This window comes from Aminobacter sp. MDW-2, assembly GCF_014250155.1.
Taxonomy (GTDB): Bacteria; Pseudomonadota; Alphaproteobacteria; order Rhizobiales; family Rhizobiaceae; genus Aminobacter; species Aminobacter ciceronei.
Map to the genome: position 1 here is coordinate 1523457 of NZ_CP060197.1, position 15217 is coordinate 1538673.

The 15217-nt window shown below is 64.0% G+C and carries 16 protein-coding genes; 12 read left to right on the plus strand and 4 right to left on the minus strand.

The genetic code is table 11. The features are described from left to right. Nucleotides 1-3 precede the first annotated feature (3 nt). Together H5P29_RS07410 and H5P29_RS07415 are read left to right on the plus strand one after the other, a co-directional pair. The gene (locus H5P29_RS07410) at nt 4-1290 is read left to right on the plus strand and encodes a glutamate-5-semialdehyde dehydrogenase (RefSeq protein ID WP_154386199.1); all 1287 of its coding nucleotides are present in this window, start codon (nt 4-6) and stop codon (nt 1288-1290) included. A gap of 87 nt (nt 1291-1377) precedes the next feature. Continuing rightward, nucleotides 1378-1974: a nicotinate-nucleotide adenylyltransferase gene (locus tag H5P29_RS07415; protein WP_067956595.1), complete on the plus strand. Its 597-nt coding sequence runs from the start codon at nt 1378-1380 to the stop codon at nt 1972-1974. 43 nt (nt 1975-2017) lie between these two features. On the opposite strand, the gene H5P29_RS07420 is transcribed toward H5P29_RS07415, so the two are convergent. Beyond that, a complete protein-coding gene (locus H5P29_RS07420) occupies nt 2018-2848 on the minus strand; it encodes an AraC family transcriptional regulator (RefSeq protein ID WP_067966027.1) in 831 nt (276 codons plus the stop codon). Between the two features lie 229 nt (nt 2849-3077). Here H5P29_RS07420 and H5P29_RS07425 point away from each other — a divergent pair, with 229 nt between their 5' ends. The 10 genes from H5P29_RS07425 (at nt 3078) to H5P29_RS07470 (ending at nt 13098) form a co-directional block, all read left to right on the plus strand. After that, nucleotides 3078-4310 (plus strand): MFS transporter, encoded by a 1233-nt coding sequence (locus H5P29_RS07425; RefSeq protein ID WP_246670818.1) that lies wholly within the window; start codon nt 3078-3080, stop codon nt 4308-4310. A 167-nt stretch (nt 4311-4477) separates the two neighbouring features. Next, entirely contained in the window at nt 4478-4855 is a 378-nt protein-coding gene (gene rsfS / locus H5P29_RS07430) for a ribosome silencing factor (protein ID WP_154386196.1), read from the plus strand. Between the two features lie 17 nt (nt 4856-4872). Further along, on the plus strand, nt 4873-5355 hold the full coding sequence (gene rlmH / locus H5P29_RS07435) for a 23S rRNA (pseudouridine(1915)-N(3))-methyltransferase RlmH (RefSeq protein WP_067956598.1): 483 nt from the start codon (nt 4873-4875) through the stop codon (nt 5353-5355). Nucleotides 5356-5923: 568 nt separating this feature from the next. After that, nucleotides 5924-7243: a murein hydrolase activator EnvC gene (locus H5P29_RS07440; protein WP_154386195.1), complete on the plus strand. Its 1320-nt coding sequence runs from the start codon at nt 5924-5926 to the stop codon at nt 7241-7243. 1 nt (nt 7244) lies between these two features. Further along, on the plus strand, nt 7245-8573 hold the full coding sequence (locus tag H5P29_RS07445; protein WP_154386194.1) for a S41 family peptidase: 1329 nt from the start codon (nt 7245-7247) through the stop codon (nt 8571-8573). A gap of 111 nt (nt 8574-8684) precedes the next feature. Beyond that, nucleotides 8685-9839: a divergent polysaccharide deacetylase family protein gene (locus H5P29_RS07450; protein ID WP_185910298.1), complete on the plus strand. Its 1155-nt coding sequence runs from the start codon at nt 8685-8687 to the stop codon at nt 9837-9839. A 6-nt stretch (nt 9840-9845) separates the two neighbouring features. Continuing rightward, nucleotides 9846-10364 carry an RNA pyrophosphohydrolase gene (locus H5P29_RS07455; protein ID WP_067956604.1) on the plus strand — a complete coding sequence of 173 codons (519 nt, stop codon included), beginning with the start codon at nt 9846-9848 and terminating at the stop codon, nt 10362-10364. A 310-nt stretch (nt 10365-10674) separates the two neighbouring features. After that, nucleotides 10675-11091, plus strand: a complete 417-nt coding sequence (gene rnk / locus H5P29_RS07460; protein ID WP_067956606.1) for a nucleoside diphosphate kinase regulator — start codon at nt 10675-10677, stop codon at nt 11089-11091. Nucleotides 11092-11194: 103 nt separating this feature from the next. Further along, nucleotides 11195-11737, plus strand: a complete 543-nt coding sequence (locus tag H5P29_RS07465) for a GreA/GreB family elongation factor (protein ID WP_185910299.1) — start codon at nt 11195-11197, stop codon at nt 11735-11737. A 107-nt stretch (nt 11738-11844) separates the two neighbouring features. After that, a complete protein-coding gene (locus tag H5P29_RS07470; protein ID WP_154386191.1) occupies nt 11845-13098 on the plus strand; it encodes a D-amino acid dehydrogenase in 1254 nt (417 codons plus the stop codon). Nucleotides 13099-13100: 2 nt separating this feature from the next. Here H5P29_RS07470 and H5P29_RS07475 read toward each other — a convergent pair whose 3' ends face one another. The 3 genes from H5P29_RS07475 to H5P29_RS07485 all read right to left on the minus strand — a co-directional run bounded on the left by H5P29_RS07475 (nt 13101) and on the right by H5P29_RS07485 (nt 15075). Beyond that, nucleotides 13101-13499, minus strand: a complete 399-nt coding sequence (locus tag H5P29_RS07475) for a VOC family protein (protein WP_154386190.1) — start codon at nt 13497-13499, stop codon at nt 13101-13103. Nucleotides 13500-13503: 4 nt separating this feature from the next. Continuing rightward, a complete protein-coding gene (locus H5P29_RS07480; RefSeq protein ID WP_246340712.1) occupies nt 13504-14109 on the minus strand; it encodes a transcriptional regulator in 606 nt (201 codons plus the stop codon). Nucleotides 14110-14193: 84 nt separating this feature from the next. Continuing rightward, nucleotides 14194-15075, minus strand: a complete 882-nt coding sequence (locus H5P29_RS07485; protein ID WP_154386189.1) for a LysR family transcriptional regulator — start codon at nt 15073-15075, stop codon at nt 14194-14196. Between the last annotated feature and the right edge of the window lie 142 nt (nt 15076-15217).

The window sequence follows — 15217 nt, forward strand, 5'->3', positions numbered from 1 at the left end:
GACATGCTGAAGGCGCATGAGAAGTCCCATGAGGATACGGCGCGGCTGATGGCTGATATCGGCCGCAAGGCTCGTGCCGCCGCCCGCCCACTCGCTGTCGCCTCCGCCGAACGCAAGCATGCTGCCCTCATCGGCATGGCCGAAGCCATCCTGCATCGCGAGCACGAGATCCTCGAAGCCAACGCCATCGACGTGAAGAACGGGGAAGAAGCCGGTCTCAGCGGTTCGTTCATGGATCGTTTGAAGCTGACGTCGGGCCGAATCCGCGACATGGCCGACGGCATCCGCGCCATTGCCGATCTCAGGGACCCGGTCGGCGAAGTGATTGCCGAATGGGACCGCCCCAATGGCCTGCATATCGAGCGCGTGCGCACCCCGCTCGGCGTCATCGGCGTGATCTATGAAAGCCGTCCCAATGTCACGGCGGATGCCGGTGCGCTGTGCCTCAAGGCCGGCAACCCCGTTATCCTGCGCGGCGGCTCGGATTCGCTCAACTCGTCGCTGGCGATTCATTCTTGCCTCGCCGAGGGACTGAAGTCGGCCAACCTGCCCGAGGACGCGATCCAGTTGGTGCCGGTGGCCGACCGTGCCGCCGTCGGCGAAATGCTGAAGGGCCTGTCGGGCAATCTCGACGTCATCATCCCGCGCGGCGGCAAGAGCCTTGTCGAACGCGTTCAGACCGAGGCGCGAGTGCCGGTATTCGCCCATCTCGAGGGCATCTGCCATCTCTACATCGACAAATCGGCCAAGCTCGACATGGCAGTGGCGATCGCAGTCAACGCCAAGATGCGCCGCACCGGCATCTGCGGCGCGGCAGAGACCTTGCTCGTTGATCGCGCAGTTGCGGCGACACATCTGATTCCGGTGCTCGAAGCGCTGCGCAAGGCAGGCTGTGAAATTCATGCCGACGCGGATGTGGTCACGGCCTTTGCCGACGCCAAGCCGGCGACCGATGCCGACTGGGTGACCGAATATCTCGACGCCATCATCTCGGTGAAGCTTGTCGACGGGGTCGCCGGCGCCATCGAGCATATCGAGACGTTCTCCTCACACCACACCGAGGCGATCGTTGCCGAGGATGCGAAGGCCGTCGAACGTTTCTTCAACGAGATCGATTCGGCGATCCTGCTGCACAACGCCTCAACCCAGTTCGCCGACGGCGGGGAGTTCGGCATGGGTGCGGAGATCGGCATCGCCACCGGCAAGATGCATGCGCGCGGACCGGTCGGCGTCGAGCAACTGACCTCGTTCAAATACCGTGTGCGCGGCAACGGCCAGCTTCGGCCGTGACGGAAAGCATCGGGCTGGTGTGACGGCTCAGGGGGCCTAAAGTTGCTGTTGCCTTCGGAGCCGCCAGTTTCCCAAAAGTACCTTCGCATGCCGCATGCCATGAAAGGCATGCAGGTCGGGCTGTTCGGCGGGTCGTTCAACCCGCCGCATGCCGGCCATGGCCTCGTCGCTGAAATCGCCATGCGCCGGCTGCAACTCGACCAGCTGTGGTGGATGGTCACCCCAGGCAATCCGCTGAAAAGCACACGCGAGCTGGCGCCGCTGGCCAGACGCATCGAACTGTCCGAGCAGATCGCGGAAAACCCGCGCATCAAGGTCACCGCCTTCGAGGCGAGCCACAATGTGCGCTACACCGCCGACACGCTGGCGCTGATCAAGGCGCGCAACCCGGGCGTCGATTTTGTCTGGATCATGGGCGCCGACAATCTGCGCGATTTCCATCGCTGGCAGCGCTGGCGGCAGATCGCGACGACCTTCCCGATCGCCGTCATCGACCGGCCGGGGGCGACGCTGTCATTCCTGTCGTCTGTGGTCGCCAAGACCTTCGACTATGCACGTGTCGACGAGGGCGACGCGCCGCTGCTGGCGCGGATGAAGGCCCCTGCCTGGACCTTCATCCACGGACCCCGTTCCCTGCTGTCGTCGACGGCGCTGAGGAACGGGACGGCCAAGGGCAAGTCCTAGCCGTCCGGACGGAAAACCGCGGTACAGTTTTCCTGGAATTGCGTCAGCCTTTGATCGGGATCCAGATCTCGTAGCCGCCATTGCCCGTCGCCGGGTCGAAGCTCTCCGGGTAGAGCTCGAAATTGGGACCGTCTGCGGCTTCATGCCCCGATGTCGGCAGCCACTTACTCCACACCGTGTGGGTGATGCGACGGATCATCGAAATGTGGTCGGTGGTGGCAAACACCGCATAGCGCTGCGGCGGGATGCGCAGACGGGTGTACTCCGAGGTCAGGTCGGCGAAATCCTTGACCTCGACGCCGGCGATGTACTCGAAACTGTCGTCGTCGAAATTGCAGCAGACGCCATAGCCGACATGGTTCTTCTGGCCGGGCACGCTGCCAAAATGCGGGCCGAAGCGCTGCCACAGCGACGGGATCGCCAGGCTCGTTTCGCTGGTGTAGCGCTGGCCGAAGCCGGCTATGAGCAGGGGGCCGCCATCGACGAAGCGCGACGGGGCGAGATTTTCGACGAAGGTCTCGTCCATTTTGAGAAGCTCCAGGCATTGGGTCTGTGAAACGGAGCCATTGGCGCGCACCTCCTCGGGCGTCTGCCCAAAGCGATCGCGGAAGGCCCGGGTGAACGCCTCATGCGAGCCGTAACCGGCGTCGAGCGCGACCGCCAGAATGTCGGGCGCGCCCTTGGCCAGCGCCAGCGCGGCATCGATCAGGCGGCGGGCCCTGATATAGCCCGTGACCGATTGGCCGGTGGCGGCAGCGAAGGCGCGCGACATGTGAAAACGCGAGACCCCGCCAGCGGCGGCGATGTCATCGAGGCCGATGTCCTTGAGGTAGTGGCTCTCGATGTACCAGATGGCTTTCTGAACAGGGGTCATTGTTGTTTCCGGCATGAGGACGACCCCGATATGCCTGCTTGCGGGGAAGTCCATTTGATCGTGCTTGCTGCACAGCGCTTTTTTGCGCCGATGTCGATGGCAATAACGCCGGTCGGCCCGTCTTGATCCAGTCCGGACTATTGGCTGAACCTGCACGGCCGATGTCGCAAATGCAGCGGCGCCAATGTATCGCAGCCGCGAAACTGGCTGCATGGAACAACGGCACGGGATGATCAGCGAAGTCGAAGAGGGCGACCACACGCCGGCGATCGCCGTTGCCGGTGTGATCCTGGCGATGGCGCTGCTCGCCGTCGGCAACGGCCTGATGTTCGGCTACATCCCTGTCAGCCTGGGGGCCGCGGGCTATGGGCCGACCTGGGCGGGCACGATGCTGACCGGCCTGTCGGCGGGCGGCCTTGCCGGCTGCCTGCTCACCGGAGCGCTGGTGCGCCGTGTCGGCCATGCCCGTGCCTACATGGTGTTTTCCGCCCTGATCGTGCTGTCCAACGTTGCCGTCGCTGCGGGCACGTTCCCCTTCGTCTGGATCGCCGCTCGGGCGCTTTATGGCTTTGCCATCTGCGGCTTGTTCATCGTCGCGCAGAGCTGGCTTAACGACGCCGTCGGCAACGACATACGCGGCCGGGTCATGGCGATCTTCTACGTCGCTTATGTCGTCGGCCTCGGTATCGGTTCGTTCCTGCTGCGCTTCGTCGACATCGCAACCGCGCAGGCGCCGTTGCTTTGCGTGGCCTCCGCCGCCATCTCGATCCTGCCCGTCGGGCTGACCCGGCTGCGGCAGCCGCCGCCACCGCTGGCGGCCTCTGTGGCGCTGGCGCGGGCGTGGCGGATCTCTCCCGTCGGCGTCGCCGGTATGCTTGCGGTTGGTGGTCTGTCGATGATGATCGCCGGCTTCGCGCCGATCCACGCCACGGCGAGCGGTTTCAGCCAGCAGGAGGTGGCGACGCTGTTGTTTGCCATGCCCCTCGGTACGCTCCTGTTCCAGATCCCGCTGGGCTGGATCTCCGATCGAACCGACCGGCGCTATGTGCTGGTGGCGGCGGGGCTCCTGGTGGTGATCGCCGGGATTGCGGCAAACCGTTTCGACGGCAGTGCCCTGCCGCTGATGGTCGCGATCTATGTCGTGTGGAGCGGCACCAGCGAATCGATCTACTCGCTGTCGAGCGCGCATGCCAGCGACCGCGCCCACAAGGACGACCTCGTGGCACTGTCGAGCAGCATGCTGTTTGCCTGGTCGCTGTCGGGCTTCATCGTTCCCGGCCTCGGCACCTTGCTGACGGCTTTCTACGGAACCCAGGCTTTCATGTATGTCGCCACTGCCATCGCGGCGTTGTTCACCGCTTTCGTGCTCTGGCGCCTGCGTATCAGTCCGGCGGTGCCGGAGGCCGATGCTGGCAGCTTTGCGCCGATGTCGGCCCAGCTGCCGCCGTCGACCGAGCCATAGGAACCCTGGCGCGAGGGCTGCCGGGACGATCAACTTGTTGTCGCTGTCTTGAAACTGTAGCCTAACTCTGCCTATCTAAATGGTGTCGCCCGAGTTCAGGGTGATTTGGTTGTTCCTGTCGGAAAGGAAAGACACTGAGAACAGCACTTCGGAAGAAGGCGGAAGTCATGCCTTCGCCGGCCGGGGTAGGCGAATTCGACGCCGTTGCCCGCGCCCTCAAGACAGTCCTTGACAGTCTGGAAGACTCCAAGGCCGAAAACATCGTCTCCATCGACATTCAGGGGAAATCGAGCCTCGGCGACTACATGGTCATCGCCTCGGGTCGATCGCACCGTCATGTCGCGGCGGTTGCCGATCATCTCCTCACAGCGCTGAAGGATGCCGGTCTCGGCGCCGCCCGCGTCGAGGGGCTGTCAGGTGCCGACTGGGTCCTCATCGATTCAGGCGATATCATCGTCCATGTCTTCCGGCCCGAAATCCGCGAGTTCTACAACATCGAAAAGATGTGGCAGGCGCCGGATCTCGAGGAAGAAACGGTTCATTGAGCCGCTAGACGCCAGGGATGAAAGTCTGGGTACATGCCGTGGGCCGGATGAAAGCCGGCCCCGAGAAGGAACTCGCCGACCGCTATCTCGATCGGTTCTCGAAAAGCGGCGGCCCGCTCGGCCTCGATTTTTCCGGAGTTACCGAGATCGCAGAAAGCCGTGCCCAGACCGTTGATGAGCGGCGGCGCGAAGAAGCCGATAGGCTGCGCGCCCAGATGGCGCCGGGAACCGCACTCATCCTGCTCGACGAACGCGGCAAGAATCTCTCCTCGCAGCAATTTGCCGACAAGATGTCGTCGCTGCGCGACGGCGGCCAGCGCGGCGTGATGATTGCCATTGGCGGTCCTGACGGCCACGACGAGGCGCTGCGCAACGAAGCCCAGATGCTGATTTCGTTCGGTGCCGCGACCTGGCCGCACCAGATGGTCCGCATCATGCTTGGCGAGCAACTCTATCGCGCGGCGACCATTCTTTCAGGGCATCCCTATCATCGCGCGTGAATGGGCTGACATGTCGGCAAGCGCCTTGTCAGTTAGCATTTCCGGGCAGGATCTGGCGAACCGTTCAGCAAATGGATCCGGCACCATGTATGCGCCTCTGGTTCGGGAATAGTAGACCACGTGCTCGTTTGGATTACCGCACAAGGTCTGCATATTGCAGCAGAAAACGCTGGTGCCGAAGTACAAAGGCGGCGTCGTCCTTTTCCGGCACGCCAAGGCTGCGAGCTTTTCTTGGGCTGCCCCGGTAAGGTCCTGACCAGACAAGTATTCGTAGAGCGAATATACGTCGCCTATGGCGCGGCTCTCGATGGTCAACGCATCCGTCGCTGCGATAAGTGCCGAGCAGATACATGCCAGTGAGAGGAACCTCTTTGGTCTTGTGATGTGGGTTCTCCGACAAGGCGTATCGCGTCCACTATACAAATTCGAACAGGAAAATAATGGCAGCGTCCGGAATTTGACAAAATGGCTGGGCAAAAGTCCGCCCGCGGTCGTGCCCGGTGAACATGGTTGATGGTTCGTTAACGATGCCGCCGCTAAGGTCGCAAGCATACAACCGGATCATCGCATGGCGCGGAATTCCCCAGTGAAGTCGTGGCTCCAACCATGCCGCGGCATCGTCGCCGCAGGCTGGATCGCGCTCGCCTGCGGAGCCGCATTGGCCCAGGTAGGCCCGCCCTTGCCGGACCCGGACCGTACGCGGTCCGAACTCGAGAACCTGTCGCGCGTCATCGAGGTTTCAGCCGAGCGGCGCGAAAAGCTGGCGGCCGAGATTGCCCAGGTGAAGAAGGATCACGCCTCGATCACCGCGGCGCTGATCCAGTCGGCAAAGACTGAGCGCAAGCTCGCCCAAGACATCGAAGATATCGCCGGCAAGGTCGAAGGGCTGAAAGAGCAGGAGGCGGGCATCCGCACCTCGCTCAACATGCGCCGCGGCGTGCTGGCGGAGGTGCTTGGCGCGTTGCAGCGCATGGGCCTCAATCCGCCGCCGGCGATCCTGGTCAAGCCGGAAGACGCGCTGTCGTCGATCCGCAGCGCCATCCTTCTCGGCGCCGTGGTGCCTGAGCTGCGCTCCGAGACCGAGATTCTGATGGCCGACCTCAAGGAGCTGTCACGGGTTGTGGCCTCGATCGAGGCGGAACGTGACCGCCTGACAACCGCGATGACGGCGCAGGCCGGCGAAAAGGCGCGACTGGACCTGCTGCTCGAAGCCAAGAACCGGCTACGCTCGGAATCCGAGACAGCGCTTGCCGAAGAGACGAAAAATTCAGTCGAACTCGCAGCGCGAGCCGAAAGTCTCAAAGATTTGATCGCCTCGCTCGACAAGCAGGCGGCGAAGAAGGCCGCCGACGCAGAGGCCTCTCGAAAGGCTGCCGCGGAGGCAGCCAAGGCAGCAAACGAACCGGTCGTTCCGGTGGTGCCGGAAGCCAACCAACTTGTTGCTTCCGCTCCATTTTCCTTGCTCCAGGGGCAGGTGGCGCTACCGGTCGCCGGGCGTATCAAACGCCGCTTCGGCGCCGACGATGGCATCGGCGGCACCATGCTTGGGGACATGGTTGCGACACAATCGGGCGCCATCGTCACCGCTCCGGCGGATGGAAGCGTTCTTTATGCGGGGCCTTTCCGCTCCTATGGTCAACTCTTGATCCTCAACGCCGGCGACGGCTATCATGTCGTCTTGGCGGGGATGAGCAGAATCAGCGTCGCGCCGGGTCAGTCCGTACTAGCAGGCGAGCCGATCGGTGCGATGGGAGAGGCGAGGGTGGCGAGCACCTCAGCCTCGGACAATGCAAATGCGACGCCGGAACTCTATGTCGAGTTCCGCAAGGATGGAAAACCCGTCGATCCGACCCCGTGGTGGGCGGACCGCACCTCTGGAAGGACATGAAATGATGCGTAAACTGTCGCTTCTGCTTGCCGGGGCGCTGATGGGAGGCTCCGCGATGAGCCTGGTGTACGGTGCGCCCGGCTCGACAGCGAATGCGGCGGGTTCCGAAACCTACCGCCAGCTCGCCATCTTCGGCGACATCTTCGAACGCGTGCGCGGTCAGTATGTGACCCCGCCGGACGAAAAGTCGCTGATCGAGAACGCCATCAACGGCATGCTGACCTCGCTCGATCCGCATTCGTCATATCTCAACGCTGAAGCGGCCAAGGACATGCGTGTCCAGACCAAGGGCGAATTCGGCGGCCTCGGCATCGAGGTGACGATGGAGAACGAGCTGGTCAAGGTCATCACCCCGATCGACGACACGCCCGCCGCCAAGGCAGGCGTGCTGGCCGGCGATTACATTTCCAAGATCGATGGCGAGGAAGTTCGCGGCCTGACGCTGAACGACGCCGTCGAAAAGATGCGCGGCCTGATCAACACCCCGATCAAGCTGACGATCCTGCGCGAAGGCGCCGACAAGCCGATCGAGCTGTCGATCATGCGCGACGTCATTAAGGTCAAGGCGGTCAAGTTCCGCGTCGACAACGATGTCGGCTACCTGAAGGTCACCTCCTTCACCGAAAAGACCTTCGACGACCTGCAAAACGCGATCACGACGATCAAGAAGCAGATCCCGGCGGACAAGTTGAAGGGTTATGTGCTCGACCTGCGCCTCAACCCGGGCGGCCTGCTCGACCAGGCGGTCAGCGTTTCCGACACCTTCCTCGACCGCGGCGAGATCGTTTCGACCCGCGGCCGCGATCCGAAGGACATCACCCGCTTCGACTCGCGTCCCGGCGACGACATCGACGGCAAGCCGCTGATCGTCCTGATCAATGGCGGTTCGGCGAGTGCTTCGGAAATCGTGGCTGGCGCGTTGCAGGATCTGCGCCGCGCCACCGTGGTGGGCACGCAGTCCTTCGGCAAGGGTTCGGTGCAGACCATCATCCCGCTGGCCGAGAACGGCGCGCTCAGGCTGACGACGGCGCTTTATTACACGCCGTCAGGCAAGTCGATCCAGGGCAAGGGTATCACGCCCGACATCAAGGTCGACCAGCCGCTGCCGGCAGACCTGCAGGGCCGCGACGTGACCCGTGGCGAGTCCGAACTCAAGGGCCATATCAAGGGGGCCGAGGAAAGCGACAAGGGTTCGGGCTCGGCAGCCTATGTGCCGCCGGAGCCGAAGGACGACTTGCAGCTCAATTACGCACTGGAGCTGTTGCGTGGACAGAAGACCGATCCGGCCTTCCCGCCCAACCCCGACAAGGCCGTGATGAACCAGCAGTAAGGGGCGACCGGCGAAGCGCTGGCCTGCTTTACGTGACAATGCCATGCTGCCGGGACCGCAAGGTTCCGGCAGTTTGATTCGGGGAGGCTGGCTTCGGCCACAGGGCACGGCGTGGTGCAGATCGAAAAGGAAATCGACCGTCCGCTTGGACAGGCGCCGCGCCGTCCGACTGGCAAGCGCTCTGCCTGGCTGCGCAAGGGGCCGCTGCTTGCCGGCCTGTGCGTCCTGGCATTGGTGGCGGCGTCGGCGTCGATCGCCTTTCGCCAGAAGCCTTATCGCACGCCTGAAGTCGTTGCGGTGGTTACGCCCGAGGTGGTTGCCGCGGCGCCCGCACAACCCGTGGCCAAACCGAAGCCGGCACAGACGCCGAGCGGCGGCCCGCAGATCATCCGCGTCAACCCGCCAGAGAGCGAGGGTGGTGCCGTCGTCGTCCGCGATCCCTCTGCCGTCGGGCAGAATGTGCGCGTCGCCCATTTGCCGGAGAAGGCACTGATCGAGGCCAGCCCCGCCGGGCCGTTGCCGATCCGCGCCGCCGACGGGCGCCGTCCGTTCGACGTCTATGCCCGGGCCTGGTCCGGTGCGCGTGGCGCGCGGGTGGCGATCGTGATCGGCGGGCTCGGACTGTCGCAGACCGGAACCCAGACGGCGATCGGCAAGCTGCCGCCGGAGATCACGCTCGGTTTCGCGCCGCAGGGCAACAGCCTTGGCCGATGGATGCAGGCGGCGCGGCGCGAGGGCCACGAGATCGTCATGCAGGTGCCGCTCGAGCCGTTCGATTTTCCCAACATCAATCCCGGTCGCAACACGCTGACCGTCGAGGCCGGTGCCGACGAGATCCTCAAGAACCTGCGCTGGACGCTGTCGCGGACGACAAACTACACCGCCGTGATGAACTACATGGGGGCGCGCTTCTCGACGAACCCCGAGGCGATGGGCGTGATGATGGCCGAGCTCGGCAAGCGTGGCATCGGTTATGTCGACGACGGCACATCGGCACGAAGCCTCGCACCTGAGACAGCGTTGAAGAACGGCGTGCCGTTTGCTGCTGGTGATGCCATCATCGACGGCGTTCAGGATCGCGGCGCGATCCTCGACAAGCTCGACGAGCTGGAGCGGACGGCGCGCGCAAAGGGCTTTGCCATCGGCACCGGCAATGCATTCGACGTCACCGTCGACGCCGTGGCCTCGTGGGCAAGCGAGGCACGCAAGCGCGGCATCGAGATCGTGCCGATCTCGGCTGTCGCGAGCGACCCCGAACGAGGATAGGACTTGATGTCGAAGACCCTGAAAGCGCCCGCAGATCTGCCCTACCGTCCTTGCGTCGGCATCATGGTGCTGAATGCGAGGGGGATGGTCTGGGCCGGCCACCGCATCGCCGAGCCGGACAGCGAACTGTCTGATACCGACCAGTTGTGGCAGATGCCGCAAGGCGGCATCGACAAGGGTGAAGATCCGTATCCGGCCGCACTCCGCGAGCTTTATGAAGAGACCGGCATGCGCAGCGTCAGCCTGCTTGCAGAGGCGCCCGACTGGATCAACTACGACCTGCCGCCGCATCTGCTCGGCATCGCCCTCAAGGGCAAATATCGCGGCCAGACGCAGAAATGGTTCGCCTTCCGCTTCGAGGGCGAGGAAAGCGAGATCGCCATCAACCCGCCGCCGGGCGGCCATTCGGCCGAATTCGACCGCTGGGCGTGGAAGCCGATGTTCGAGCTGCCGGAACTGATCGTGCCGTTCAAGCGCAAGGTCTATGACGAGGTCGTGGCGGCGTTCAGGCACCTGGCCGGATAATACTTGGCCGGATAGCATCTGGCCGGCCGCCCTTGACAAGCAGGGCGGGGTCGGCGACCCTCCGGCCATGTGCACTTACGCTCATATTGGCAGCTTTGCCTTGTTCCGGGTCTGCCCCATCGCGGGATCCTAGCCCCGGCTCGGTCGCTGTGCGACGTCCGAGCCTGCGGGGCACTTTTCAATGCATGAAATCATGAGCACCGGGCCGCTGGGCGGAACGGTCTGAACATTTGGGCACGTCCGCTTTTGCGCGGACGGACCGGTCGTGAGCGTTTCCGCCACGGCCGGACGAGAATCCGTGGAGTATCCATTGCGCCAGAACATCAAGCAGCGCCGCGAACATGAGATCGTGGTGAGCGAAAACGATCATGCCAGGCTGACCGGCCTCGCCGAATCCAGCCTCGAACGTCTACCTGGAATCGCCGAGGAACTGCTCGCCGAAATGGAGCGCGCCAAGATCAAGCCGCTTAGCCGCATCCCGGCCAATGTCGTGCGCATGGGCTCGACCGTGACGTTCCGCGGCGGCGACGGCGAGGTCAAGACGGTGACGCTGGTCTATCCCGGCAAGGCCGACATCGCCGAAGGCAAGGTCTCGATCCTGACACCGGTGGGTGCAGCGCTGATCGGTCTCCGCGAAGGTCAGTCAGTTGCCTGGACATCGCGCGACGGGCGCCGTCTCGAACTGGAGATCGTGACCGTCGAAGCGCCCCGTGCGGACGCCAACTGACGGCGCGCTCCTGCCAGCCCACTCCTGAAATCCCGCCTGCGCGTCCACCTTGACGCCTTGGCGCTGCATGCCGGGCAACACCCGGTGCTTGCGGAGACAAGCCATGTCCAAATGTCAGCTGACGACCAAGGATTTTGCCATCGTCAAGACGATGCTCGACCGCCTCGCCTGGTCGGGCGGTCCGCTGGTGGCGCTGTTGCGCCGGAAGCTCGCTTCGGCCCAGGTCGTGTTTTCGAATGAGGCCGACGCCGACGTGGTGACGCTGAACAGCCGCGTCACCTTCAGCGTCGATGGTGGCGCGCCGCATACCCGGATCGTGGCGCATGGGCCGATGGACGGCATGGTCGGGCAGATCATCCCGATCACCGTGCCGCGCGGGCTTGCCCTGCTCGGCCTGCGCAAGGGCCAGTCGATATCGATCGACTGCGGCCGCGGTGCAACCGAGACCATCTGCGTCGACGAGATTCACTACCAGCCCGAGGCGGCGCGGCCGGGCATCGCGACGCCGGACCTTCGTCCCGACCCATCTGAACGCCGCTTTCCAGTGCTGGTGTTCAGCGCCGATGAGCCGCAAGCTCTTGGCGTGCCGCGAAAAATCCGGCACATCTCGACAAATGGCGATGATCCGGGCCCGTCTGCGGCCTGACCGGCGCCGTCTGCCGCGCTTCGGAGAGTGCTCGAAGCAGCCGCAAATCGGGAATATGCACGCTCCGAAATCGACCTGATATGTCGGAGCCTGTATCTGGGGGCGCAATGAAGGTCATAGTCGTCGGCGGCGGCGTCATCGGGGTGACGACTGCCTACTATCTTGCCGAGGCCGGCCACGAGGTGGTCGTCTACGACCGCCAGAAGGGGCCGGCGCAAGAAGCCAGCTATGCCAATTCGGGCGAGATTGCCTCCGGCTGTGCCTCGCCTCTGGCAACACCTGGCTTGCCGCTCAAGGCGCTGAAATGGCTCGCCATGAAGGATGACTCCTTTTCCTTCCGGCCGAAATTCGACCCCAAGATGTGGATGTGGCTGGCCCGGGTGCTGCGCAATTGCACGGCCGAGCGCTACCAGGCGAACAAGTCGCTGATGGTGCCGCTCGCCGAATACAGCCGCGACATGTTGCGGGTGCTGCGCGAAGGCACCGGCATCGCCTATGACGAGCTCAGTCATGGCACGCTGCAACTGTTTCGCACCCAGGAACAACTCGACGGCATCGCTGCGGATGTCGCCGTGCTCGACAGGCTCGAGGTGCCGTACGAAATTCTCGATGCGGCGGGATGCGTTGAAGTGGAGCCCGGTCTTGTTCGCTCGCGCCACAGCTTATCTGGCGGCCTGCGCCTGCCTGACGACGAGACCGGTGATTGCAGCTTGTTTACCGAGCGCCTGGTCGAGTTGTGCGCCGCGCGCGGTGTGGTGTTCAAGTTCGGGCAGAAGGTCTTTTCGATCGATGCCTGGGCCGGGAAAGTTCAGCGCGTCACGGTCAACGGCCATGAGGACGCCGACGCGTTCGTTCTGGCGGCGGGCAGCTATTCCGAACGCTTCATGCGTAAGCTGCACCAGCGCCTGCCGCTCTATCCGCTGAAGGGCTATTCGCTGACGGTGCCGATCGCCGACGTCGATGCAGCGCCTGCCTCGAGTGTTATCGATGTTGCCGGCACGGTCGCGGTCACACGGCTTGGCGACCGCATCCGCATCGGCGGCACCGTGGAGATTTCGGGCTTCGATCTGACCCTGCACGAGCAGCGTCGGGTGCCGCTCGAGCGTGCGCTAAGCGAGCTGTTTCCGGATGCCGGCGATCTGCGCGAAGGGCGCTTTTGGTGCGGCTTGCGTTCGATGACGCCTGACGGTCCGCCGGTTCTGGGACGGACCAAGCTGCCGAACCTCTACGTCAACGCGGGCCACGGTATGCTAGGCTGGACCATGGCCTGCGGTTCGGCGAAAATCCTTGCCGACATGATCTCCGGCCGCGAGCCGGAGATCGATATCAGCGGCCTTGGCCCTGAGCGCTTTTGGGCCTGACGTCAGGCCACCTTCAGCGAGCGCGGCGCCTCCGCCGATTGGTAAATCGAGATGACGTGGCCGTCGGGATCGGTGAATTCGGATGACCATCCGCCCGGCGCGTGGCTCACCGGGGTGACGATGGTCACGCCATTGTCGGCCAGCGTCGACACGATGTCATCGATGCCGCCGTCGGCGATCTCGAAGACGATGATCGGTGAGTTGCCGGGCCGGGACTCCATCGCAAAGAAGATCAGGTCGACGCCATTGGCGGTATTGGCGAGCAGCCAGTCGCCGCCGGTGTCGGCGTCGCCTTCCATGCGCTGGACCTCGAGACCCATGACATCGCGATAGAAGGCTTCGGTCTTGTCGATGTTCGAGACGTAGTAGCAGATGTTACCGAGTTTGCTTTTGCCGAACATATGGTCACTCCGTGAGGTCGGTTGCACGCCTGTTGAGTTGCCGTGCCGCCGGGTTTTGTGAGGTGCCGACGACAAAAAGGTGCCCGTCGGGGTCGTGGCTGGCGAGCAGGGCGCCCGGTTGCCTGGCCAAAGCGAGCAGGGAACGCCTGATGCTGCCGAAGGCAAGAGTGCCGGTCAGGCCCGGAATTTCCCCAAAGGAGCCACCGCCATAGGCCAACCAGCGCCGCCGGATTTCTGCGATGCGCTGCCGCAAGGCCGGATCGGCGAGGTGCTGCAGCCAGGCGATTTCCTGCCGCGTATGGCCTGTCAGCGCCAGCAGCGTCGTCGTGCGCAAGCCAGGGGGCAAGGTCGCGACGAACCTGACCGGCAAGGCTTCTTGGGGCTTTGGCTCGCAGCTGATGGCTGCGAAAGGTTGTTCTCGTTTTCTGCGCCGAACTGCCGAACGCGCGTCGAAGGCGGCGCGGCGTCGCAATGCGCCTTCAAGCCAGCGCCGGTTCTCGACATTCGACAGGTCGGTGCGCCCCGCCTCGACCGCCGCGACCAGAACCGTCTGTAACAGATCTTCGGCCTCATCGGCGCGCCTCGTGGCGCGCCGGGCCTTGCGCAGCAATTCTGCGTAGGGACGGGGCAGCAAATCGGTTTCCTCGGTTGGAGTACCGACGTTAGCGGATGTGTGAGCTTGTCGGAAGGCTGTTCAGATGAACAGCGCCCGCTCGCGTTCCACAGCTTTGGTGATGAAGCCCGCCACCGTCTGGATGCGGCGCAAAGGCCGGACGGACTCGTGATAGACAAGCCAGTAGGCGCGGCGGATTGGCGGGATCGCCGTTACCGGCACGATGTCGGCAATCCTGCGGGCAATGAAGGTGTGCAGTATGCCGATGCCAGCGCCTGAGCGCACCGCCTCGACCTGCCCGAGCGCGGACGAAATCGAGAAGGCGGACTCCCATGACGGGCTGAACTCGGCGGCGTAGTCGAGCGATGAGCTGACCACGAGGTCGGGTACGTAGCCGATCAGGCGGTGGGCCGAAAGCTCGGGGCGCGAGGTGGGGAGGCCGTATTGTTCGACATAGGCGCGGGAAGCAAACAGGCCGAGCGAATAGTCGACAAGCTTTGCCGCCACCAGTCGGCCTTCGCTCGGCCGCTCGGTGGTGATGGCGATGTCTGCCTCGCGCCGCGACAGTGAAAATGTCCTTGGGACCGGAACGAGCTGGATGCGCAGGTCGGCGTGCTGGGCGGTCAGCGTGCCCAGGCGTTGCGCCAGGAAGGCAACGCCGAATCCGTCAGGCGCGCCGATGCGCACCGTGCCCGACACTTCGTCGCCTTCGCCCGAAATTTCGGCGCGGGCAGTCAGCATGTCGGCTTCCATGCGCTCGGCGACTTCGAGGAAGCGCTCGCCGGCGGGCGTCAGTTCGCTGCCGGTGGTCAGCCGGCGGAAGAGTTTTGTCTTCAGCGCCTCTTCGAGGGCTGCCACGCGCCGAGATACGGTTGCGTGGTTGAGCTCGAGCCGCCGTGCCGCACCGAGGATTTGGCCGGTGCGCGCGACGGCGAGGAAGATGCGGACGTCATCCCAGTTCATCGGTGGTTCCGACCTCGGGCGAAGGGCTACGATCCGTGCACCCTACTATGCATGAAATCGCATTCAAGCTCCCGTCGGACATTATTTTCTGCACAACGGTTGCGTTCACCCTCGCGTTGCAAAGGCGCGCGTTAAGCGGGAC